We start from the raw sequence: 21,555 nt of genomic DNA, 5'->3' as shown, positions 1-21,555 counted from the left end.
GGCGCGGCTTCGTGTTGCCTTCACCCCCCCTGCCGCGCTACCGCCCGCCGGTGCCCGACACCCCTGCCCGATCATCTCCCCTGGGGCCGCCCGCCCTCAGGACCGAGGATTTCGACTTCGCCCTGCCGGCGCGGCTGGTGGCGCAGGCCCCGGCGCGGCCGCGCGACGCCGCCCGGCTGCTGGTGGTCGACCCTGCCGGGCTTCGGGACCAGGGGATGCGCGACCTGCCCGGGCTGCTCGGCCCCGGCGACGTCATGGTGGTGAACGACACGCGGGTGATCCCGGCACGGCTGCGCGGCCGGCGCGGCGAGGCCGCGATCGAGATCATGCTGAACCGCGCCGACCCCGACGGCAGCTGGGAAGCGCTGGTCCGCAACGCCCGCCGGCTGCGCCCGGGCGACAGCATCGTCATCGAGGGCGCCCCCGGCCTGCCCTGCCGCGTATTGGCCCGCGACGGCGGCACCGCAAGGCTCGATTTCGGCCCCGACCCGGCGGCGCTGGCGGCAGCGCTGGACCGGGCCGGCGAGATCCCCCTGCCCCCCTACATCGCCCGGCCCGAGGGTCCGCGCCCGGAGGACCGGGAGGACTACCAGACCCTGTTTGCCGCCCGGCCCGGCGCGGTGGCGGCGCCGACCGCCAGCCTGCACTTCACCCCGGACCTGGTCGCGGCGCTCGAGGCGCGCGGCGTGCGACGCGCCACGGTGACGCTGCATGTCGGCGCCGGCACCTTTCTGCCGATGCGCGCCGAGGACCCCCGCGCCCACCGGCTGCACGCCGAATGGGGCGAGGTGACGGAGGACGCCGCGGCGCTGATCAATGCGGCGCGGCCGGCCGGCGGGCGGATCGTGGCGATCGGCACCACCGCGCTGCGGCTGCTGGAGACGGCGGCGCTCGGCGGAGGTGACGACCTGCGGCCGGTGCGGCCCTTCCGCGGCCTGACCGACATCTTCCTGCTGCCCGGCCACCGCTTCCGCGCGGCCGACCTGCTGCTGACCAATTTCCACCTGCCGAAGTCGACGCTCTTCATGCTGGTCTCCGCCTTCGCCGGCACCGCGCGGATGCGCGCGGCCTATCAGCATGCGATCGCGCAGGGCTACCGCTTCTACAGCTATGGCGACGGCAGCCTGCTGCATCGTGCCGAGGAAGCCCTCGCGGACCCTCGGGTCGGCGAAGGCAAGGGACAAGCCGCATGACCCTGCACTGGACGAAGCTGGCGCAGGATGGCGCCGCCCGCCGCGGCGTGCTGCACACCGCGCATGGCGAGGTGGAGACGCCGGTCTTCATGCCGGTCGGCACCGCCGGCACGGTGAAGGCGATGACCGCCGACAGCGTGCGCGCGACCGGCGCCCGCATGGTGCTGGGCAATACCTACCACCTGATGCTGCGCCCCGGCGCCGAGCGGGTCGGCCGGCTCGGCGGGCTGCACAAGTTGATGGACTGGCACGGGCCGATCCTGACCGACAGCGGCGGCTACCAGGTGATGAGCCTGAACGAGCTGCGGCAGATGGACGAGGGCGGCGTCACCTTCCGCAGCCATCTCGACGGCAGCAAGCATCGCCTGACGCCGGAGCGCAGCGTCGAGATCCAGCGGCTGCTGGACGCGGACGTCACCATGTGCCTCGACGAATGCACGCCCTTCCCGGCAACCGAGGACCAGGCCGCGACCTCGATGCGGCTGTCGATGCGCTGGGCGAGGCGCTGCCGCGAGGCCTTCGTCCCGCGCGAGGGCTACGGGCTGTTCGGGATCGTCCAGGGCAGCACCTATCCGGACCTCCGCGCCGAGAGCGTCGCCGCACTCACCGAAATCGGCTTCGAGGGCTATGCGGTCGGCGGCCTCGCGGTCGGCGAGGGCCAGGAGATGATGTTCGGCGTGCTGGACTGCACCCTGCCGCTGATGCCGCAGGATGCGCCGCGCTACCTGATGGGGGTCGGCACGCCGGCCGACATCCTCGGCGCGGTCAGGCGGGGGATCGACATGTTCGACTGCGTCATCCCGACGCGCTCGGGTCGCACCGGCCGCGCCTATACCAGCCGCGGCATGCTGAACCTGCGCAACGCCAGGCACGCCGAGGACCCGCGGCCCATCGACCCGGCTTGCGGCTGCCCCGCCTGCGCGAGGCATTCCCGCGCCTACCTCCACCACCTGATCAAGGCGGAGGAGATGCTCGGCCCGATGCTGCTGACCTGGCACAACGTCCAGTACTACCAGGACCTGACGCGCGGCCTGCGCGACGCCATATCCGCCGGGCGGCTCGACGCCCATGCGGCCGCGCTCGAGGCCGGCTGGGCCGCCGGCGACGCGCCGCCCGACGACCCGGCCGCGGCGGAGCTGGCCGAGGACCGGGAGACGCTGCGATGACCGAAGCCACCACGGATATCTCCGGCCTGACCCTGCTCGGCCACCATGCCCAGGCGCCGGCCTCGCCCGAGGCGGCGGTGCTCGAGCGCGTGCCGAACCCGCATCCCGGGGTGCAGTACCTCGTGCGCTTCGCCGCGCCGGAATTCACCTCGCTCTGCCCGATGACCGGACAGCCGGACTTTGCGCATCTGGTGATCGACTACATACCGCAGGACTGGCTGGTCGAGAGCAAGTCGCTGAAGCTCTACCTCGGCGCCTTCCGCAACCACGGCGCCTTCCACGAGGCCTGCACCGTCTCGATCGCCCGACGCCTGGTGGAGACGCTGTCGCCGCACTGGCTGCGGATCGGCGGCTATTGGTACCCGCGCGGCGGCATCCCGATCGACGTCTTCTACCAGACCGGCCAGGCGCCCGCGGGGGTCTGGGTCCCCGACCAGGGGGTGCAGCCCTATCGCGGGCGGGGCTGACACCCGCCCGCGCCAGCGCCGCTGCTGCGGCTTGCGTTCGAAAGCGAACCCTGTGTCGCGGCGGCCCCTGGTCGATAGGCCCTTGCCGGCAGGGCGGAGTCACGCGTCCGGGCGCGCACGCCCTTCCGCGAACTGCTCTACTCCGCCCGGATGCCCGCCTCGCGCACGATGCCGCCCCATTCCGCATGCTCCCGCCGGACACGTGCCGCGAACTCTTCCGTTGTGCCGCCGCCGATCTCGTCGCCCCGCTCGGACAGGCGCTGGCGGGCATTCGGGTCGCGGCAGGCCTCGTTCAGCGCCGCGCTGGCGCGCCGGACGACGTCGGCCGGCAGCCCGCGCGGGCCGAACAGCCCTACCCAGGCCGCGACATGGAAGCCGGGCAGCCCAGCCTCCTCCGCCGTCGGCACGTCCGGGAAGGCCGGCAGGCGGTTGGGCGAGGTGACGAAGATCGGCCGCAGCCGGCCTTCCTGCACGAAGCCATGCACCAGCGAAGGCGCCTCGAACTGCGTCTGGTAGCGGCCGCCGATGAAGTCCTGCAGGGCGGGCCCGCTGCCGCGGTAGTGGATCATGTTGAAGACCGGGTTGCCGCCGACGCGGACCCGCAGCTTCTCCGCCGTGGCGTGGGCGATGCCGCCGGCGCTGGTGGTGCCGACATCGATCCCGCCGGGCTGCCGGCTGCGCATCCAGGCGACCCATTCCGGGAAGGTGCGCACGGGGATGCCGCTATGGACCATCAGCAGCAGCGGCGATTGCAGCATCAGCCCGATCGGCACCAGGTCCAGCGGGTCGAAGCTCATCCCCGGCATGGTGTGCGGGTTCAGCACGAAGGTGCCGGCATTGCCGACGCAGAGCGCATAGCCGTCCGGCCGGGCGCGCAGCACCTGCTCGGTGGCGATGTTGCCGCCGGCCCCGGCGCGGTTCTCGATCGGCACGGGCTGGCCGAGCGCGACCGTGAGGGGCTGCTGCAGCACGCGGGCGGCAAGGTCGGTCTGGCCCCCGGGCGGGAAGCCGACGATCAGGTTCACCGCCCGCTCCGGCCAGGTGCCGGGGGCGCGCGCCGCCTGGGCGCGGGCCGCGGCCGGGGCAAGGCCGGGGACGGCGAGCGCGGCCCCCGCCAGACCGAAGGCGGCGCGGCGCGGGACGGGCGGACCGTGGATGCGACGGATCATGCGGTGGTTTCTCCCTGGGGGGCGGCGCTTCGGCCGCTCGGCCTGATTTGTATACGTTGCGAAGCGGCCGAGGCCAGCGGCCGGGGCGCCGCCCGGCGGGACAGCGGTGGTATGTAACGGGGGCATAGGCGGCCGGGGCCGATCCGGCCTAGGAAGGCGCGTCATGCCGGAAACCCCTACCCCAGCCGCCTTCCCGCCGGGCGAGACCGCGCGCGCGGCGATCCGAGCCGAGGCGCGGCGGCTCGGCTTCGACGCGGTCGGCTTCACCGAGGCGCTGCTGCCCGACGCCGTGCGCGCCCGGCTCGACGGCTTCCTGGCCGCGGGCATGCACGGCAGCATGGGCTGGCTGGCCGAGCGCGCGGCGCAGCGCGCCCAGCCGCGCGGCCTCTGGCCGGAGGCCGTCAGCGTCGTCTCGCTCGGCCTGAGCTACGCGCCGGGCGAGGACCCGCTGGCGATCCTGGCGCGGCGCGACCGCGGCGCCATCAGCGTCTATGCCCAGGGGCGCGACTACCATGACGTGGTGAAGTCCCGCCTGAAGGCGCTGGGACGCTGGATGGCGCAGCGCTTCGGGGCGGAGCTGAAGGTCTTCGTCGACACCGCCCCCGTCGCCGAGAAGCCGCTGGCGCAGCAGGCCGGGCTCGGCTGGCAGGGCAAGCACAGCAACCTGGTCAGCCGCCGGCACGGGTCCTGGCTCTTCCTCGGCGAGGTCTACACCACCCTCGCCCTGTCGCCCGATCCGCCGGAGCGCGACCATTGCGGCTCCTGCCGCAACTGCCTCGCGGCCTGCCCGACGAACGCCTTCCCCGCCCCCTACCGGCTGGATGCGCGGCGCTGCATCTCCTACCTCACCATCGAGCACCGCGGCCCTATCCCGGAGGAATTCCGGGCCCCGATGGGCAACCGCATCTATGGCTGCGACGACTGCCTGGCGGTTTGCCCGTGGAACAAGTTCGCCCGGGCGCATAGCGAGCCCGGCTTCGCGCCGCGCGCCGCCCTCGCCGCGCCGAAGCTGGCGGAGCTCGCCGCGCTGGACGATGCCGGCTTCCGCGCGCTGTTCAGCGGCAGCCCGGTCAAGCGCATCGGCCGCGACCGCTTCGTGCGCAACGTGATGATTGCGGCGGGCAATTCGGCCGACCCCGCGCTCCGCCCCGTGGCACAGGCCCTGACCGAGGATCCCGACCCCGTGGTGGCCGAGGCGGCGCGCTGGGCGGCCCTGCGGCTGGAGGAGGCATGATGCGCGACGACGCAGCCCTGGTGCTGTTCAGCGGCGGCCAGGATTCCGCCACCTGCCTTGCCTGGGCGCTCGACCGCTTCGCCCATGTCGAGACCATCGGTTTCGACTACGGCCAGCGCCACCGGGTCGAACTCGATGTGCGGGGCACCTTCCGCACGCGGCTGGCGGCGGAAAACCCGCACTGGGCGGCGAAGCTCGCCGAGGATCATGTGCTGGCGCTCGACGCGCTCCGCGCCGTGTCCGACACCGCGCTGACGCGGGACACCGGGATCGCCATGCAGGCGGACGGGCTGCCCAATACCTTCGTCCCCGGCCGCAACCTGCTCTTCCTGACCTTTGCGGCTGCATTGGCGTATCGGCGCGGCCTCCGGCACATCGTCGCCGGCGTCTGCGAGACCGATTATTCCGGCTATCCCGATTGCCGCGACGACACGCTGAAGGCGTTGCAGGTCGCCATCAACCTCGGCATGGAGCGGCGCTTCGTGCTGCACACGCCGCTGATGTGGCGCGACAAGGCGGCGACCTGGGCGCTGGCCGAGCGGCTCGGCGGCGCCGCGCTGGTCGAGGCGATCCGCGCGGAGACGCACAGCTGCTATCTCGGCGACCGCAGTCGCCTTTACCCCTGGGGCTTCGGCTGCGGCGCCTGCCCCGCCTGCGAGCTGCGCCGCCGCGGCTGGGAGCAATGGCATGGCTGACACCAATACCCGCCGCGGCGAGGGCTTCCTCTTCCTCGCCCTCTTCGGCCTCTGCATCCCCGCCGCCAATTGGCTGATCGGCCATGCCGGCACGATGTGCATCCCCGCCGGCCCCTGCCTGATCCCCGTGGCGCCCGGCGTCATGGCGCCCTCCGGCGTGCTGATGGTCGGGCTGGCGCTCGTCCTGCGCGACCTGGTGCAGCGGCGGCTCGGGTTGTGGTGGTCGGCGACGGCAATCCTGGCCGGCGCGGCGCTCTCGGCCCTGCTGGCGCCGCCGGCGCTGGTGCTCGCCTCGGCCACGGCCTTCCTGCTGAGCGAGATGGCCGACCTGCTGGTCTACACGCCGCTGCAACGGCGCGGGCTGGTCCGGGCCGTGGTCGTCAGCAGCCTGGCCGGGCTGGTGGTGGACAGCCTCGTCTTCCTGCAGCTCGCCTTCGGCAGCCTCGACTTCCTGGCCGGCCAGGTGATCGGGAAGCTGTGGATGGTGGTGCTCAGCCTGCCGCTGCTGCACTGGCTGCGGCGGCGGGACGCACGGCTCGGCCTCACACCGGCCTGATCGCGACGGCAGCGCCAGCGGCACGCTGCAACCGGCGTGACACGATGGCTCCTCCTGCTGGTAATGCTCGCCCTCGCCGCCTGCGGCGCGCTGCAGCCGGCCAGCGGCCCGCCCGCCTACAACGTCGGCGGCGGCACCCGCAGCAGCAACAGCGGCGCCTGAGCGGCGCGGCGGATTGACAGCGGCGATGCCGCCTTCCTAGCGTTCCGCTCCCGCTCCCGTCTGGCAGTGCAGGAAGCGACGAGGAATGGCCAAGGCCCTGCAGCAGGACATGGCGGCCGCGCCGCACCGCATCCGCAACCTGATCCCGTCGAAGGACACCGCGCGCGACTGGACGCTGCACGACGCGCTCCGCGCCGGCGCGGTCAGGCACCACGCCCTGCCCGATGCGGTCGACCTGCGCGCGCCCTGGTGGAAGGTGGGCAACCAGGGCGCCACCGGCTCCTGCATCGGCTGGGCCACTGCCGACGGCGTCATGCGCTACCTGCTGGTTAAGGCCGGGCGGATCGAGCCGACCACCCTGCTTTCGCCGCGTTTCATCTGGATGGCGGCGAAGGAGTTCGACTCGGATCGCCGGCGGCCGGAGACCTTCATCGAGGCGGCCGGCACCAGCCTGAAGACGGCGGCCGATATCTGCCGCAAATTCGGCGTGGCGCTGCACAGCGAATTGCCCTTCGCCATCCGCACCGCGATGGTCGTCGGCGACCCCGACAAGTTCTTCGAGAGCGTGGCGACGCGGAAGGCCGCCAGCTACTTCAACGCCCGGCAGGACCTGGACCACTGGCGGAAGGCGCTCGCTGCCGGGCGCCCGATCCTCACCGGCCTGAATGCCGACAGCAGCTGGGACGAGGTGCCGGCCCACGGCAGGCTGGAGGGCTGGCAGGGCCCGGGGGGCGGCCATGCGGTCTGCGTCGTCGGCTATCGCCGCGACGGCCGCTTCATTATCCGCAACAGCTGGGGCCGGCGCTGGGGCCACCACGGCTTCGCCTATGCCTCGGAAGACTACATCCGCGCCGCCTTCTTCAAGGAAGCCTACGTCCTGAGCGTCTGAACCGGCGCCACGCCGGTCAGCGGCGGCGCAGGGTCACCTCGACCACCCGGGCACTCATCGGCGCCTCGAAGGGGCCGGGGCCGTACTCCGCCGCGATCGCCGCGGCGGCAGCGGCGGTGGCGCGGTCCAGGCCGCCGGGCTCCAGCGCCTCGATCTCGGCACGCATCGGCGTGCCCTGGCAGAAGCCCATGGCCAACCCCGCGGCGCTGGCGACGGGGCTCGGCAGCACGCGGGTCCCGATCGCCTCGGCGGTGAGCCCGGCCGCGGCGAGATCGGCGGCGATGGCGGCCGGGTCGCCATGGCCGTGCGGCGTGCGCTCCAGGAACCAGGACTCCTGGCGCGGATGCAGCGCCGAGAGGGCGCGCAGCAGCACGGCGACGACCGGGTTCTCCGGCACCGGCGACCAGACATTGAACAGGAAGCGCCCGCCGCCGCGCAGCACCCGGGCCGCCTCGCGGTAGGCGGCGGGACGGTCGGGCATGAACATGACGCCGAACTGGCAGACGACGGCATCGAAGCTGCGGTCCGGGAAGGGCAAGGCCATCGCATCGGCCTGGCGGAATTCCACCCGGTCCAGCCCCGGCTTGGCCGCCGCATGGTCCAGCATCGGCTGGTTCAGGTCGGTGGCGACGATCGCGGCGTCGGGCAGGGCGGCGGCGAGCGCCGCGGTGACGATGCCGGTGCCGGCGGCCGTCTCCAGCAGCCGTCCCCCGCCGAAGCCGGCAAGCCGGACCGCGAGGTCGGCGGCATAGGGCGCGAAGAGGGCGGGACCGAGATGCCGGTCGTAGAGCTGCGGGATCGATCCGGCGAAGACCGCGTCGTTCTGGGTCATGGGTTCGACCTCCCGGGCTGCCGCCGCCGATCCTGCGCCGGCCGCCGCCTTCGGGTCCAGCCGGACGGCGGCGCCGCCGCTCAGCCCGGCTCGGCCAGCGTGCTGGGGTGGAACAGCGCCTCGGGCTCGATTGCCTCGGCGGCGAGGCCATCGGCCAGGGCGAAGCGGATCATGGCCGCGACCTCCGCCCGGTTGCGGGCGAAGCCATAGGGCCAGGGATCGCCGCCCATCGCCGCCGCCTGCTCCTCATGGGCCGCGGCGATCCAGGGCAGCGAGACGCGCAGCACGTTGACCATCTGAAGCTCGGCGAGCGACAGCGCCTTGGCGCGGCAGGCGGCGCGGTGCAACTCGAGCGGCAGCCAGGGATGCCGCTCGGCGACATCCTTCCGCACCGCCAGGCAATGCATGATTGGGAAGAAGCCGCTGGCCCGGTGCCATGCCATCTCCTCCGCCCGGTAGTCGGAATAAAGCCGGGCGACCAGCGCCGCGCCTCCCGGCGCGACGCCGGATGGCGCGCCTCCCGGCGCGACGCCGAGGCAGGCGGGCGGGCGCGGCGCGATCAGCGCGTCGATCTCGCCGGCTTCCAGCGCCGCTTCCAGGTCGCGGCCGAGCGGGCGCACGTCGAAGCCCGGCGGCAGGGTGATCGCCACCCGCTCCCCGCCGGTGCGCCAGGCGATGCCGCGCGTGTCGACTCCATAGTGCTCGCGCAGGATGCCGCGCACCCAGAGCGCCGCGGTCTGCTGGTATTCCGGCAGGCCGATGGTGCGGCCGGCGAGGTCGGCGGCCGTGCGGATGCCGCGGTCGGTGCGGACATAGATGGCGGAATGGCGGAAGGCGCGGGAAAGAAAGACGGGCAGGCCGACATAGGGGCTGTCGCCCCGCGCGGTGGTGACGATGTGCGAGCCCATGGATAGCTCGCTGACCTCGAAGGCACGGTCCCGCAATGCCCGGCGGAAGATGTCCTCCGGCTCGCCGGGCAGGAAGGTGATGTCGCAGCCTGGCACGGTGACGCGGCCGTCCAGCAGCGGCCGGGTGCGGTCGCTGGCGGTGCAGGCGAGGGTGAGCCTGATCATGGATCCGTCCGGTCCTTGGCGGCGCGAATCGCCGTAGACGTCGCTCGGCCGGTCATCAGGCTGTCGCCTCGGCAAGGTTGTCCGGCGTGAAGGGCAGAGCGCGCGGCCTGACGCCGAGCGCCTCATGGATGCCGCCGGCGATGGCCGCGATGGTCGGCGCCATGCTGGCCTCCCCGGCGCCGAGAAAGGGCTGGTCGGGCCGGGCAATGATGTCGACCGCGACCTTCGGCACCTCGGAAAAGCGGAGGATCGGGAATTCCTCCCAGGAATCGCTGGTGACGCGGCGGCGGTCGAAGCGGACCTCCTCCAGCAGCGCGACGCTGGCGCCATGGATGGCGCCGCCCTCGAACTGGTTGGCGACGCCATCGGGGTTCACCACCTCGCCCACGTCGCCGGCGATCCAGAGCCGGCGGCAGAGGACGCGCTCGCGCGCCTCGACCTCGGCCACCACCGCGGCCCAGGCGCCGCTGTTCTTGTAGCGGGCGAAGCCGAGGCCCATGCCCCAGCCCTCCCGCTTCGGCCGCTCGCGCCAGTTGGACACGGCAGCGACGCGGGCCAGCACGGCGACGGCGCGCGGGTCGTCCAGGTGGCGCAGCCGGTATTCCAGCGGATCGGTGCCGGCCAGCGCCGCGGCCTCGTCCATCAGGCTTTCGATCGACCATACATTGATGCTGGCGCCGAGGCCGCGCAACGCCGAGGTGCGCACCGGCATCTCCAGCAGCCGCGTGGTCTCCACCTGCCTCGCCGGAAAGCGGTAGAGCGGCACGCCGTTGCGCGGCGCGCCGCCGCCGGCCGCCATCGGCGGATTGATGCTCGGCTTCACCGCGAAGGGCTCCGCCAGCATCGAGGCCGAGAGCAGCGTCGGCTCCGTCGCGCGGCCGGGGCGGGAGGAATGGCCGTTGCTGATGATATGGCTCCGCCACGCCGCGACGTTGCCGGCGGCGTCCAGATCGGCCTCCACATCCACCAGCATGGCCGGGGAGAAGGGCGACCAGCCCAGCTCCTCCGCGCGCGACCAGAGCATCCGGACCGGTATGCCCGGCACCGCGCGGGCAGCGAGCGCGGCGTCCAGCGCCACGTCGTCGGCGCCGTTGTGGCCGTAGCAGCCGGCGCCCTCCATATGGCGGACGACGACCTTCTCCGGCGGGCAGCGCAGCGCCTTGGCGAGGTCGGCGCGCAGGTTGTAGGTGCCCTGGCTATGGGTCCAGACGGTGACCGTGTCGCCCTCCCAGCGCGCGACGGCGCAGGAGGGCGCGACGGAGGCATGCGCGAGATAAGGGCGGAAGAAGCTGCGGCGCAGGGTACGGGCGACGGCGCCGGCCTCGCCCTCGCGGAGGATGTCGCTGCGCTCTCCGCGCGCCGCCGCCGCGCGCAGCCAGTCCGCCAACAGTGCCTGCTCGGGCAGCGTGTCCTGCGCCTCCCACGCGGCCCGGGCTGCGACGCGCGCGGCAGCGGCCTCGGCGTCCCATTCGGTCGTCGCCAGCACCGCGAGGACGCTGCCGTCGCGCACCACCCGCGCATCGCCCGGCAGCGGGCCGTCGCGCAGCGCCGTCAGCACCGCACGCCGCGCCGGCGGCCGCACCATGCGCGCCTGCAGCATCCCCGGCAGCCGCAGGTCGTGCACGTAGCGTGCGGCACCGAAGACCTTGTCCGGCAGGTCGATGCGGGCGACGGAGGTGCCGGCGATGCGGCGCGCGCCGGGCGGCTTCGGCCTGGCGTCCGGCGTCGCCTCGCACTCCAGCAGCGCCTGGTCGGCGAGCTCCCAATAGCTGCCGATCGGCCCGGCCGGGCCGTGGAAGAGGCCGTCCTCGATGGTGATGGATGCGAGGGGTACGCCGGTGCGCTGCGCCACGACCTCCGTGAAGATCGCCCGCGCCGCCGCGCAGGCATGGCGCAACGCGCCGCCGCTGTCCTGGGTGGAGAGGCTGCCGCTGGTCACCGCCTCGTCCGGGCTGTCGGGCGTCGACGCGGCGCGGGCGGTGACGCGGCGGAGATCGACGTCGAGCTCGTCCGCGGCGATCTGGCTCAGCGTCGTCAGGATGCCCTGGCCGAGCTCGACCTTGCCGGGCGTGATGGTGACGCGGCCATCGGCATGGAAGGAGAGCCACTGCGACAGGCGCCGGTTGAGGTGCAGGCTGCCCGGCAGCCGCGGCTTGCCATCGACCGGCGGCATGGCGGCGCCGAAGCCGCTCGGCGGCGTGGTGCGGCCGGTCAGCGGATCGGCCAGCTGCGGCGCCGGGGCGGCGGACGGGCCGCTCATGACCCGGCCATCCGGTTCACGTCCCCGGTGCCCGTCGCCGCCGGCCCGTGGCTATCGGAGGGCGCTGGCATCGCCCGTGCCGCGCGCTGCACCGCGCGGATGATCCGGTTGTGGCTGCCGCAGCGGCATAGGTGCGGGTCCAGCGCGGCGCGGATGGCCTCCTCCGCCGGCGCCGGGTCGCGCGCCAGCAGCGCCGCGGCGGAGACCAGGATGCCGGAAAGGCAATAGCCGCATTGCCCCGCCTGCTCCGCGAGGAAGGCGGCCTGCAGCGGATGCGGAGCCTCCCGCGTGCCGAGGCCTTCCACCGTCACCACCGCGCGCCCGGCGCAGGACTCGGCCGCCAGGGTGCAGGCACAGGAGGGCACGCCGTCCAGCAGCACCATGCAGGACCCGCATCGTTCCGTGCCGCAGCCGAAGCGCGGGCCGGACAACCCGGCAGGGCCGCGCAGCGCCTGCAGCAGCGATGCCTCGGGCGGCACGTCGAGCGCGACCGGCGCGCCGTTCAGGCTGAACTGGACCATGCGTCCTCCGTCTGCGGCGCCCAGCTTGGCCCCGCCAGCCGGCACCGCCAAGCCTCGGCTAGCCCGGCTGAATGCCGGCCATGCGGATCCACTCGCCCTGCCGGTCGATGTCGCGCCGCAGGAAGGCGTCGAACTCGGCGATCGACATCGGCATGGGATAGGCGCCGGTGCGCGCCATCGCCTCCCGTGTCCGCGGTGCCTCGAGGATGCGGCCGCACTCGGCATGCAGCCGCTCCACCACCATCGCCGGCGTGCCGCGCGGCGCCATCAGGCCGAGCCAGATCGAGGCCTCGTAGCCCGGCAGCGTGTCCGCCACCACGGGAAGCTCCGGCAGCAGCGGGCTGCGCTGCTGCCCGGTGGTCGCCAGGCCGAGGACGCGGCCGCCGGTGATCTGCTCCCGCATCGTCGGAATGGCGTCGAACATCATCGGCACCTGGCCGCCGATCAGCGCGGTGCGCGCCTCGTTCGAGCCGCGGAAGGGGATGTGGTTGATCTCGATCCCCGCCATGGCGCGGAAGACCTCGCCGGCGATGTGGTAGGGCGTGCCGGGGCCGGAGGAGGCGTAGTCGATCTTCCCCGGCGCGGTCTTGGCCTTGGCGATCAGCCCGGCCACGCTGCTCACGCCGAGGGAGGGATGCACCGCCAGCACGTGCACTGCGATGTTGATGGCGGCGACCGGCATCAGGTCGCGCATCAGCACATAGGGACGCTGCGGCAGCAGCGTCTCGTTTGCCGTGTGGGTATTCGACATCAGCAGCAGGGTATGGCCGTCGGGGGCGGATTTCGCCGCCGCCTCGGTGCCGATGACGGCGCCGGCGCCGGGGCGGTTCTCGATCACCACCGGCTGGCCGAGCGCCTGGGACAGCGGCTCCGCGAGGGCCCGCGCCGCGACATCGGCCGAGCCGCCCAGGCCGAAGGGAACGATGACCCGGATCGGCCGGCTCGGCCAGGGGACCGGCCCAGGCGCCTGGGCATGGCCCGGGCCCGGCAGCGCGAGCAGGATGGGAAGGGCGAGGCTGTCCCGGCGGCGCATGGGCGGCAATTCCTTTTCGTTGCAAAGCAGAAAGTCGGACGTTCGTCTGCACGCAGGAGGCGCAGAGCGAGTACACGTTCAGGTCATCCGCTGGGATTGGCCGGCTCGGGGACCGCCTGGTGCAGTGCCGCGCGCCCGCCCTGCCGCAGGCCAGGAAAGGCACCCGCCGCTACTTGCAAATGCGACTGACTATTAGCGCTTCGAAGTACATCACGGAACCGTACGGAGCATGCGCGGCCTTCCCGGGCAACTCGTTGCTTCCACATTGCAGGAGCCATGCGGCAGCCGCGCGCCGACGATCCGTGCAAGGGTTGTCCAGCCGTCCAGATTTCCGCGCCATGCGTCATCAGAGCGAGATGTCCGGATTATTGACGCGCAATCGGTCGACTGTATCGGTGGCTGGACCGGGCCGACGCGTCCAGCGTCAGGCGTCCCTGTGCGGGAGGCCGGCCTGCCCTCCGAGCCCCTCGTTCAGGAACGTGCAGCATGGAATTCCGCAGCCTCGACGGCTCAGGCAACAACCTGGCCGAGCCGTCGACCAATGCCATCGACACCGCCTTCATCCGCCTTGCCGATCCGGTCTTCGCCGATGCCGATCGTGGCCTGGTAGCGGGGCCGAACCCGCGCGTGATCAGCAACGTCGTGGTCGGCGAGGGCGACGCAGATATCCCCAACCCGCAGGGCCTCTCGGGCATGATGTATGCCTGGGGCCAGTTCATCGACCACGACATCAACCTCACCGCCGACAGCCGCACCGCCGAGCCGATCTTCATCACCATCCCGCAGGACGATCCGACCTTCCCCGGCGGCGGCTTCATCCCGATGAACCGCGCCGCCGCGGATGAGTACGGCCAGCCGATCAACGCGCTCAGCGGCTGGCTCGATGCCTCGATGGTCTATGGCTCCAGCGCCGAGGTGGCGGACAAGCTGCGCGGCGAGGGTGGCCACATGCTGACCTCGGACGGCAACAACCTGCCGGTCGGGCTGATCGACCCCACCGGGGAGAACGGCTTCAGCACCGCGCAGATCGGCCACCTCGCGGGCGACGAGCGGGCGGACGAGAACCCCTCGCTGACGGGGCTGCAGACGCTGTTTGTGCGGGAACACAACTACCAGGTGGACCGGCTGCACGCGGCCGATCCCTGCCTTGACGGCGAGACGCTGTACCAGATGGCGCGGGCCATCGTGACCGCCGAGATCGCCAACGTCACCTATAGCGAGTTCCTGCCGCATCTCCTGGGCGACCTCGCCCCGGGCCCGTGGCAGGGCTACGACGCCTCGGCCGATCCGCGCATGGCCGTGGAATTCGCCGGCGCCGCCTACCGCTTCGGCCATTCCACCGTCTCGCCGGAGACCGAGAAGCTGGACGAGTTCGGCGAGCCGGGCGGCACCTCCGAGCTGCGCGACGCGTTCTTCCAGTCGCCCGACCTCTTCGCCGCCGATGGCGGGGCGGACGGGATGCTGCGGCACCTCTCGGCCGACCTGGCCCAGGCGATGGACGCGCGGCTGGTGCCGGACCTGCGCAATTTCCTGTTTGACCCGCCGGTCGGCATCGACCTCGCCGCCATCAACATCCAGCGCGGCCGCGACCTCGGCCTGCCGCACCTGAACGAGATGCGGGAAGCGCTGCACCTGACGCCCTACCACGACTTCGGCGAGATCACCGACGACGCCGGCACGGTGGCGGCGCTGCGGGACGTCTACGGTTCGGTCGACCAGGTCGATCTCTGGACCGGCGGCCTCGCGGAATCCGTCATGCCGGGCGCCTTCGTCGGCGAGACCTTCGGTGTCATCATCGCCGACCAGTTCGCCCGGCTGCGCGACGGCGACCGGCTCTGGTGGGAGAACCAGGGCTTCGATGCCGCGACCGAGGAGGCGATCCGCCACACCACGCTCAGCGACCTCATCCTGCGCAACACCGACACGCATTACCTGCAGGACGACGTCTTCACCTACTACGAGCGGCATGCCGAGGGAACGGAGGCGATGGAGCCGGACCTGCCGCAGCTCCTGATCCCGCCCGATGCCGTCCTGGCGTGACGTCCGGGGGGGGGGCGCGCCGCGCCCCCCCCCCCCGCCCGGCTCAGACGATCCGCACCGACATGTCCGGCAGCCCGGCGATTTTGCAGACCAGCACGTCGCCCCTTACCACCGGCCCGACATTCTCCGGCGTGCCGGAATAGATGATGTCGCCCGGCATCAGCTCGAAGGCCGCCGAGAGCTGGGCGATCTGCTCGGACACCGACCAGATCATGTGCTCGAGCGTCGCGTCCTGCTTCACCGTGCCGTTCACCGCCAGCGAGATGGCACCTTTGGTGAAATGGCCGACCTTCTCCACCGGATGGATCGGCCCGATCGGCGCCGAATGGTCGAAGCTCTTGCCGATTTCCCAGGGCTTCTTCTGGTCGCCCATGCCGCGCTGCAGGTCGCGCCGCGTCATGTCGAGCCCGACCGCATAGCCGTAGACGTGGTCGAGCGCCTTGTCCGCCGGGATGTCCCGCCCGCCGGACTTCAGCGCGGCGACCAGCTCGACCTCGTAGTGGTAGTTCTTGGTCAGCGCCGGATAGGGGTGCGCGGCGACGCTGCCGGGCGGCACGAACTGGATCGCATCGGTCGGCTTCTGGAAGAAGAAGGGCGGCTCGCGGGTCGGGTCGGAGCCCATCTCCCGCGCATGTGCCGCGTAGTTGCGGCCGATGCAGTAGATCCGCCGCACCGGAAAGACCTGCTCCGTCCCGACGATCGGGATGGTGGTGGCGGGCACGGCGAAGATCGGGGTGGCATTGGCGGCCAGCGCCGGCGCGGCGGCGAGGGTCGCCCCACCGGCAGCGGCAGTGCGGCTGAGGCCGCGGCGGGTGATGGGCATAGTGCTTGGTCCTGGGCGTTTCCGGGGGGCGGGATCATGCCCGACCCTGGCCGCCAGGCAAGCGCCCTCAGGGCACCCAGTCGGGCCGCGGCATCTCGAGGTAGGCATGGCGCAGGGCGGCGCTCCAGCCCTCCCGGATCAGGCGGAAATAGGCGTCGTCCTCGGTGATGCGCTTCCGCAGCGTCACCGCGAAGCTGTCGGTCCGGTAGACCAGCAGGTCCACCGGCATGCCGACCGTCAGGTTGGACCGCAGCGTGCTGTCCATGCTGATCATCACCAGCTTCACCCCGTCGACGACCGGCGTGTCGAAGCTGACCACCCGATCCAGGATCGGCTTGCCGTACTTGTGCTCGCCGATCTGCAGGAAGGGCGTGTCCGCCGTCGCCTCGATGAAGTTGCCCGCGGCATAGACCAGGAACAGCCGCGGCGCCTCCCCGGCGATCTGGCCGCCCAGCATCAGCGAGATGTCGAAGCGGACGTCCTGCGCCTGCAGCGCCGCGCCATCCGCCTGGAAGACATCCCGCACCGCCTGGCCAACCAGCTGCGCCGCGTGGAACATGTTGCCCACGGTCCGCAGCGTGTGCCGCGCCCCGTCGAAGCGGACGCCCTCCTGCAACCGGTTCCAGACCGCCTGGGTGATCGCCAGGTTGCCGGCCGAGAGCATGGCCAGCACCCGTTCGCACGGCACTTCCTCGACCTGCATCTTGGAAAAGACCGAGATGTTGTCGACGCCCGCATTCGTTCGGGTGTCGGAGAGCAGGACGATCCCCTCCCGCAGGTAGAGTCCGACGCAATAGGTCATGCCGCGCTCCCGCTTCCATGACGGCGATATAAGGCATTTCGCAGCAGGGTTCCTCCCGGATGTCTCATTTCACCCGGCTCGCGATCCGTGGCCGATGGGCCTGCATCCGACCGCGCGCCGGCGCGTTCGGCGGCAGACCCATGGAGTTCCACCGGAATGCTCGACGGCAGCCTGTCAGGCGCGCGCCGCCCCTTCTCCATGCTGCGCGACATGCTGGACAACGAGGCCGCCGGAGGCCTGGTCCTGATGGCCGCGGCCGCGCTAGCCTTGGTGCTGGCCAACTCGCCGCTCTCGGAAGCCTATTTCGGCGCGCTGCACGCCCATCTCGGCCCGCTTTCGGTCCAGCACTGGATCAACGACGGGCTGATGGCGATCTTCTTCCTGTTCGTCGGGCTCGAGATCAAGCGCGAATTCCTGGATGGCCAGCTCGCCAGCTGGCCGCGCCGCGCCCTGCCCGGCATCGCCGCGGCGGGCGGCATGGCGGTGCCGGCCCTGATCTATGCCGCCTTCAACTGGAACGACCCCGGCACCCTGCGCGGCTGGGCCATTCCGTCCGCCACCGACATCGCCTTCGCCCTCGGCGTGCTGTCGCTGCTGGGTGACCGGGTGCCGAGCTCGCTCAAGGTCTTCCTCGCGGCGCTGGCGATCATCGACGACCTCGGCGCCGTGCTGATCATCGCCGTCTTCTATACCGGCAGCCTGTCGGTGCTGGACCTTGGCCTCGCCGCGGTGGTCGTCGCCGCCCTGGTTGGGCTGAACCGAGCGGGCGTGCTGCGGCTTTGGCCCTACCTCCTGCTGGGGGCGGTGCTCTGGGTGCTCGTGCTGCGCTCGGGCGTGCATGCGACGATCGCCGGCGTGGCGCTGGCGCTGACCATCCCGCTGCAGGCGGCGCCGGGCCGGCCGGATGCCATGGACGCCTCGCCGCTGCACCGGCTGGAACACGGGCTGCACCGCTGTGTCGCCTTCCTCATCGTGCCGGTCTTCGGCTTGGCCAATGCCGGCCTGTCCTTCGCCGGGCTGACCAGCGAAGCCCTGGTCGACCACTTGACGCTCGGCGTCGCGCTCGGCCTCGTGGCCGGCAAGCTGATCGGCGTCTTCGGCAGTGCGGCGCTGGTGATCCGGCTCGGCCTCGCCGACCTGCCGATGGGCGCGGGCTGGCTGCAGATGGTGGGCGTCTCCCTGCTCTGCGGGATCGGCTTCACCATGAGCCTCTTCATCGGGATGCTGGCCTTCGCCGGCGACCCGCTGCTGCAGGACGAGGTGAAGGTCGGGATCCTGCTCGGCTCGCTCGCCGCGGGGCTCGCCGGCTGGGGCGTGCTGCGCGTGGCGCCGCGCGAGGTGCCGGCGCCGCGGCGCCGGTAGGCCGGGGAGAAGGTCGTCTCCCCGGCCCATCCTCCCCTTCCCGTGCCTCCTCCCACTTCCCGTGCCGAGGGCTCAGGGTTTGATGTAGAAGGCGTCGATCTCGGCGCCGAGCTCGGCGGTGCGGGTGATCATCCCCGTCAGGAATTCGTGCAGGCCTTCCTCAAGGATATCGTCGATCCGGCCATAGCGCAGCTGCGCCTTCAGCAGCCCGGCCTGGCGGTGGCATTCGCCCATCCGGCCGCCCTGGCCGATGCCGATCGCCTCCAGCGTATCCGCCACCTCGGCATGGCAGGCGGCCAGGCTGCGCGGCAGCTCCGGCCGCAGGATCATGAGCTCGGCGATGCGGCGGGCGCTCAGTCGCTCGCGGTAGACCCACTGGTAGGAGCGCAGCGCGGAAACTGAGCGCAGCACCGCCTGCCACTGAACGTAGTCCACCGCGCCCTCCTCGCCCGGGGCGAAGAGCTCGTGCTTCACGTCGAGCAGCCGGGCGGTGTTGTCGGCACGCTCCAGCATCGTGCCGAGATGCACGAAGCGCCATGGCTCGTTGCGCAGCATCGTGTCGTGCGCCGCGCCATTGAACAGCGTGACGCGGTCCTGCACCCAGCCGAGGAAGTTCGGCAACTGCTCGCCCTCGGTCGCCTCGGGCGCCAGGTTCCGCAGGTGGTTCCAGCTGTCGTTCAGCGCCTGCCACATGTCGACGGTCAGCGCGGTGCGCACCGCGCGGGCATTGCGCCGCGCCGCCTCGAAGCAGGACAGGATGCCGGAGGAATTGTCAGGGTCGAAGACCAGCCAGTGCACCACCGATTCGGCGTTCGGCGTCTCGTATTTACGGTAGAAGCCTGCATCGCCGCCGGAAGCGGTGAGCAGCGACCGCCACTCCGCCACCTCGTCGCCCAGCCGGGCGGAGATCGCCGCCATGCGGGAGGCGACGGCAAGCCCGCGCGCCACGTTGCCGGCGCGCTCGGTGTAGCGGGCGAGCCAGAAGAGGTTGTCGGCGGTACGGCTGAGCATCAGGCGCCGGCCGTCTGCGACTGCGACTGGACCTGCCCGCTGTCGGGACCCTCGTCCTCGAGGATCCAGGTATCCTTGGTGCCGCCGCCCTGCGAGGAGTTCACCACCAGCGAGCCGTCCTTCAGCGCCACGCGCGTCAGCCCGCCCGGGACGATCCGGATCTCCTTGCCCGAGAGCACGAAGGGCCTCAGGTCGACATGCCGCGGTGCGATGCCCTGCTCGACCACCGTCGGGCAGGTCGAGAGCGCGAGCGTCGGCTGGGCGATGTAGTCGCCGGGCCGCGCGAGGATGCGGGCGTGGAACTCCTCGCATTCCGCCTTCGTCGCGTGCGGGCCGATCAGCATGCCGTAGCCGCCGGAGCCCTTGGCCAGCTTCACCACCAGCTTGTCGATGTTGGACAGGACGTACTTGCGGTCCTCGTCGCGTTCGCAGAGGAAGGTGGGAACATTGGCCAGCAGCGGCTCCTCGCCCAGGTAGAAGCGCACCATCTCCGGCACATAGGGGTAGATCGCCTTGTCGTCGGCGATGCCGCCGCCCGGCGCATTGGCCAGCGCCACGTTGCCCGCGCGATAGGCCTCCATCAGCCCGGGCACGCCGACCAGGCTGTCGGGCCGGAAGGCCTCGGGATCGAGGAACTCATCGTCGATCCGCCGGTAGATCACGTCGACCCGCTTCGGTCCGGCGGTGGTGCGCATGTAGACCACCTTGTCCGTGACGCAGAGGTCGGCGCCTTCCACCACCTCGACGCCCATCTCGTCGGCCAGGAAGCAGTGCTCGTAATAGGCGCTGTTGTAGGGGCCGGGGGTAAGGATCGCGACCGCCGGATGCGCGCCGGCACGGGCGGGGGCGACCGCCTTCAGCGTCTCCAGCAGCTCCTCGGGGTAGCGGCCGACGGGCGCGATCTTGTGCCGGGCGCAGAGCTTCGGGAAGAGCCGCAGCATCGCTTCCCGGTTCTCCAGCATGTAGGAGACGCCCGACGGCGTGCGGCAATTGTCTTCCAGCACGTAGAACTCGTTCGGCCCGGTGCGCACCATGTCGATGCCGGAGATATGCGTGTAGACGCCACCAGGCGGCACGAAACCGACCATTTCCTGCCGGTAGCCCTCGTTCTCCAGCACCAGGGCGCTGGGGATCTTGCCGGCCTTCAGGATCTCCTGCTTGCCGTAGACATCGGCCAGGAAGGCGTTCAACGCCCGCACCCGCTGGCGCAGGCCGACCGAGAGCCGGTCCCATTCGCTGCGGGCGATGATGCGTGGGATGATGTCGAAGGGGATCAGCCGCTCCGGATCGCCGCCTTCGCCGTAGACGGCGAATGTGATGCCGATGCGGCGGAACAGCAGCTCCGCCTCGTGGCGCTTGCGGTCGAGCTGCTCGCGCGGCGTCGCGCGCAGCCAGCGCTCGATCTCGGCATAGGCGGCGCGGACCCCGTCCTCGGCGCGCATCTCATCGAATGCGGCGGTCTTGGCTGGCGACACTCGGCTGCGGTCCCCTGTTGCTTGGTCCGTGTAGGCCGAACCCAGCACGGAGCACGCCCCGCCTGCAAGGAGGCATGAGCAATGAATTGAGGCGAAGGGCAAGTCGCTGCCCATTACCTGACCAGCGGAGCGCCGTCATGCGGCAAATGGAAGGCAGCGGATCCCGACCGGGGCCTCGGGCTGGGCAGCGGCGGCGACCGCCCTATGCTGCCAGGGCGCAAGCGCGGGAGGAGACGGCGAGGCCATGCCGCAACAGGACGATACCATCACGGGTGCCGGGGCAGTCGCCGCGGCGCTGCAGGCGGCCGGCGTGCCGCGGCTCTATGGCGTGCCCGGCGGCGGCTCCAGCCTCGACCTGATCGAGGCCGCGGCGGCGCGCGGCATCCCCTTCGTGCTGGCGCGGCAGGAAACCGCCGCTGTCATCATGGCGGCGACCGAGGCCGAGCTGTCCCACCGTCCCGGCGCGGTGGTGGTCACCCGCGGTCCCGGGGTCGGCAATGCGGCCAACGGCATGGCCCAGGCCTCGCTCGACCGTGCGCCGCTGCTGCTGCTGGCGGATGGCTTCACCGGGGCCGAGCGGGCCTATGCCAACCACCAGTTCTTCGACCATGCCGGCATGCTGGCGCCGGTGACCAAGGCGGCAGCCCGGGCGGTGGAGCCGGGCGGCGCGCCGGGCGCCATGGCGGCGACGCTGCTCGAGGCATCGCTCGCCGCGCCGCGCGGCCCGGTGCTGCTGGAACTGTCGGCCGGCACCGCGCGGGCGCCGGCGGCGCCCCTGCCCGCGACCGCCCT

General features: G+C 72.0%; 21 protein-coding genes. 11 read left to right on the top strand and 10 right to left on the bottom strand.

The annotated features are described in order from the left end of the window. Window positions 1-80: 80 nt before the first annotated feature. The 3 genes from queA to queF are packed head-to-tail and all read left to right on the top strand — an operon-like array spanning window position 81 to window position 2,826. A complete protein-coding gene (queA, locus tag E2C06_RS27615; RefSeq protein WP_165982703.1) occupies window positions 81-1,193 on the top strand; it encodes a tRNA preQ1(34) S-adenosylmethionine ribosyltransferase-isomerase QueA in 1,113 nt (370 codons plus the stop codon). Next, complete coding sequence (gene tgt / locus E2C06_RS27610; RefSeq protein WP_133291807.1) at window positions 1,190-2,359, top strand: tRNA guanosine(34) transglycosylase Tgt; 1,170 nt, start codon at window positions 1,190-1,192, stop codon at window positions 2,357-2,359. The genes queA and tgt overlap by 4 nt, the downstream gene beginning before the upstream one ends. Then, window positions 2,356-2,826 carry a preQ(1) synthase gene (gene queF, locus E2C06_RS27605; RefSeq protein ID WP_133291806.1) on the top strand — a complete coding sequence of 157 codons (471 nt, stop codon included), beginning with the start codon at window positions 2,356-2,358 and terminating at the stop codon, window positions 2,824-2,826. Before tgt ends, queF begins: the two co-directional genes overlap by 4 nt. A gap of 137 nt (window positions 2,827-2,963) precedes the next feature. Here queF and E2C06_RS27600 read toward each other — a convergent pair whose 3' ends face one another. Then, on the bottom strand, window positions 2,964-3,995 hold the full coding sequence (locus tag E2C06_RS27600) for a Bug family tripartite tricarboxylate transporter substrate binding protein (protein WP_133291805.1): 1,032 nt from the start codon (window positions 3,993-3,995) through the stop codon (window positions 2,964-2,966). 163 nt (window positions 3,996-4,158) lie between these two features. Here E2C06_RS27600 and queG point away from each other — a divergent pair, with 163 nt between their 5' ends. From queG to E2C06_RS27580, 5 genes are all read left to right on the top strand, one after another. Continuing rightward, window positions 4,159-5,229: a tRNA epoxyqueuosine(34) reductase QueG gene (queG, locus tag E2C06_RS27595; RefSeq protein ID WP_133291804.1), complete on the top strand. Its 1,071-nt coding sequence runs from the start codon at window positions 4,159-4,161 to the stop codon at window positions 5,227-5,229. Continuing rightward, a complete protein-coding gene (gene queC / locus E2C06_RS27590) occupies window positions 5,229-5,924 on the top strand; it encodes a 7-cyano-7-deazaguanine synthase QueC (protein WP_133291818.1) in 696 nt (231 codons plus the stop codon). The genes queG and queC overlap by 1 nt, the downstream gene beginning before the upstream one ends. Beyond that, window positions 5,917-6,480, top strand: coding sequence for a VUT family protein (locus tag E2C06_RS27585; RefSeq protein WP_133291803.1), 564 nt, complete (start codon window positions 5,917-5,919; stop codon window positions 6,478-6,480). The genes queC and E2C06_RS27585 overlap by 8 nt, the downstream gene beginning before the upstream one ends. Before the next feature lie 36 nt (window positions 6,481-6,516). Then, window positions 6,517-6,642 carry a hypothetical protein gene (locus tag E2C06_RS40440; RefSeq protein ID WP_277751881.1) on the top strand — a complete coding sequence of 42 codons (126 nt, stop codon included), beginning with the start codon at window positions 6,517-6,519 and terminating at the stop codon, window positions 6,640-6,642. 85 nt (window positions 6,643-6,727) lie between these two features. Continuing rightward, window positions 6,728-7,531 (top strand): C1 family peptidase, encoded by an 804-nt coding sequence (locus E2C06_RS27580; protein WP_206664711.1) that lies wholly within the window; start codon window positions 6,728-6,730, stop codon window positions 7,529-7,531. Between the two features lie 16 nt (window positions 7,532-7,547). Here the strand turns inward: E2C06_RS27580 and E2C06_RS27575 are convergent, their stop codons facing one another. The 5 genes from E2C06_RS27575 to E2C06_RS27555 all read right to left on the bottom strand — a co-directional run bounded on the left by E2C06_RS27575 (window position 7,548) and on the right by E2C06_RS27555 (window position 13,250). Then, window positions 7,548-8,363, bottom strand: a complete 816-nt coding sequence (locus E2C06_RS27575; protein WP_133291802.1) for a class I SAM-dependent methyltransferase — start codon at window positions 8,361-8,363, stop codon at window positions 7,548-7,550. A gap of 80 nt (window positions 8,364-8,443) precedes the next feature. Continuing rightward, a complete protein-coding gene (locus E2C06_RS27570) occupies window positions 8,444-9,436 on the bottom strand; it encodes a type 2 periplasmic-binding domain-containing protein (RefSeq protein ID WP_133291801.1) in 993 nt (330 codons plus the stop codon). Window positions 9,437-9,491: 55 nt separating this feature from the next. Further along, window positions 9,492-11,696 (bottom strand): xanthine dehydrogenase family protein molybdopterin-binding subunit, encoded by a 2,205-nt coding sequence (locus E2C06_RS27565; RefSeq protein WP_206664710.1) that lies wholly within the window; start codon window positions 11,694-11,696, stop codon window positions 9,492-9,494. After that, the gene (locus tag E2C06_RS27560; RefSeq protein ID WP_133291800.1) at window positions 11,693-12,217 is read right to left on the bottom strand and encodes a (2Fe-2S)-binding protein; all 525 of its coding nucleotides are present in this window, start codon (window positions 12,215-12,217) and stop codon (window positions 11,693-11,695) included. Before E2C06_RS27560 ends, E2C06_RS27565 begins: the two co-directional genes overlap by 4 nt. Before the next feature lie 58 nt (window positions 12,218-12,275). After that, entirely contained in the window at window positions 12,276-13,250 is a 975-nt protein-coding gene (locus E2C06_RS27555; RefSeq protein WP_133291799.1) for a tripartite tricarboxylate transporter substrate binding protein, read from the bottom strand. 486 nt (window positions 13,251-13,736) lie between these two features. Here E2C06_RS27555 and E2C06_RS27550 point away from each other — a divergent pair, with 486 nt between their 5' ends. Continuing rightward, a complete protein-coding gene (locus E2C06_RS27550; RefSeq protein WP_133291798.1) occupies window positions 13,737-15,290 on the top strand; it encodes a peroxidase family protein in 1,554 nt (517 codons plus the stop codon). A 43-nt stretch (window positions 15,291-15,333) separates the two neighbouring features. Here E2C06_RS27550 and E2C06_RS27545 read toward each other — a convergent pair whose 3' ends face one another. Together E2C06_RS27545 and E2C06_RS27540 are read right to left on the bottom strand one after the other, a co-directional pair. Beyond that, window positions 15,334-16,113 carry a fumarylacetoacetate hydrolase family protein gene (locus E2C06_RS27545; RefSeq protein ID WP_133291797.1) on the bottom strand — a complete coding sequence of 260 codons (780 nt, stop codon included), beginning with the start codon at window positions 16,111-16,113 and terminating at the stop codon, window positions 15,334-15,336. 67 nt (window positions 16,114-16,180) lie between these two features. After that, window positions 16,181-16,915 (bottom strand): peptidase, encoded by a 735-nt coding sequence (locus E2C06_RS27540; RefSeq protein ID WP_133291796.1) that lies wholly within the window; start codon window positions 16,913-16,915, stop codon window positions 16,181-16,183. A 156-nt stretch (window positions 16,916-17,071) separates the two neighbouring features. Between E2C06_RS27540 and nhaA the strand changes: the two genes are divergently transcribed. Next, window positions 17,072-18,277: a Na+/H+ antiporter NhaA gene (gene nhaA / locus E2C06_RS27535; protein WP_133291795.1), complete on the top strand. Its 1,206-nt coding sequence runs from the start codon at window positions 17,072-17,074 to the stop codon at window positions 18,275-18,277. 72 nt (window positions 18,278-18,349) lie between these two features. Here nhaA and E2C06_RS27530 read toward each other — a convergent pair whose 3' ends face one another. Beyond that, window positions 18,350-19,288 carry an alpha-E domain-containing protein gene (locus tag E2C06_RS27530; RefSeq protein WP_133291794.1) on the bottom strand — a complete coding sequence of 313 codons (939 nt, stop codon included), beginning with the start codon at window positions 19,286-19,288 and terminating at the stop codon, window positions 18,350-18,352. Continuing rightward, window positions 19,288-20,763, bottom strand: coding sequence for a circularly permuted type 2 ATP-grasp protein (locus tag E2C06_RS27525; protein ID WP_456305192.1), 1,476 nt, complete (start codon window positions 20,761-20,763; stop codon window positions 19,288-19,290). Before E2C06_RS27525 ends, E2C06_RS27530 begins: the two co-directional genes overlap by 1 nt. Window positions 20,764-21,007: 244 nt before the next feature. Here E2C06_RS27525 and E2C06_RS27520 point away from each other — a divergent pair. Beyond that, a partial coding sequence (locus tag E2C06_RS27520) for a thiamine pyrophosphate-binding protein (RefSeq protein WP_277751880.1) occupies window positions 21,008-21,555 on the top strand: 548 nt, incomplete at its 3' end.

The sequence above is a fragment of the Dankookia rubra genome (assembly GCF_004355005.1).
Classification (GTDB): Bacteria; Pseudomonadota; Alphaproteobacteria; order Acetobacterales; family Acetobacteraceae; genus Paracraurococcus; species Paracraurococcus ruber_A.
The sequence above is the reverse complement of the archived record's forward strand: the minus strand, read 5'-3'. Positions and strand labels throughout refer to the sequence as shown.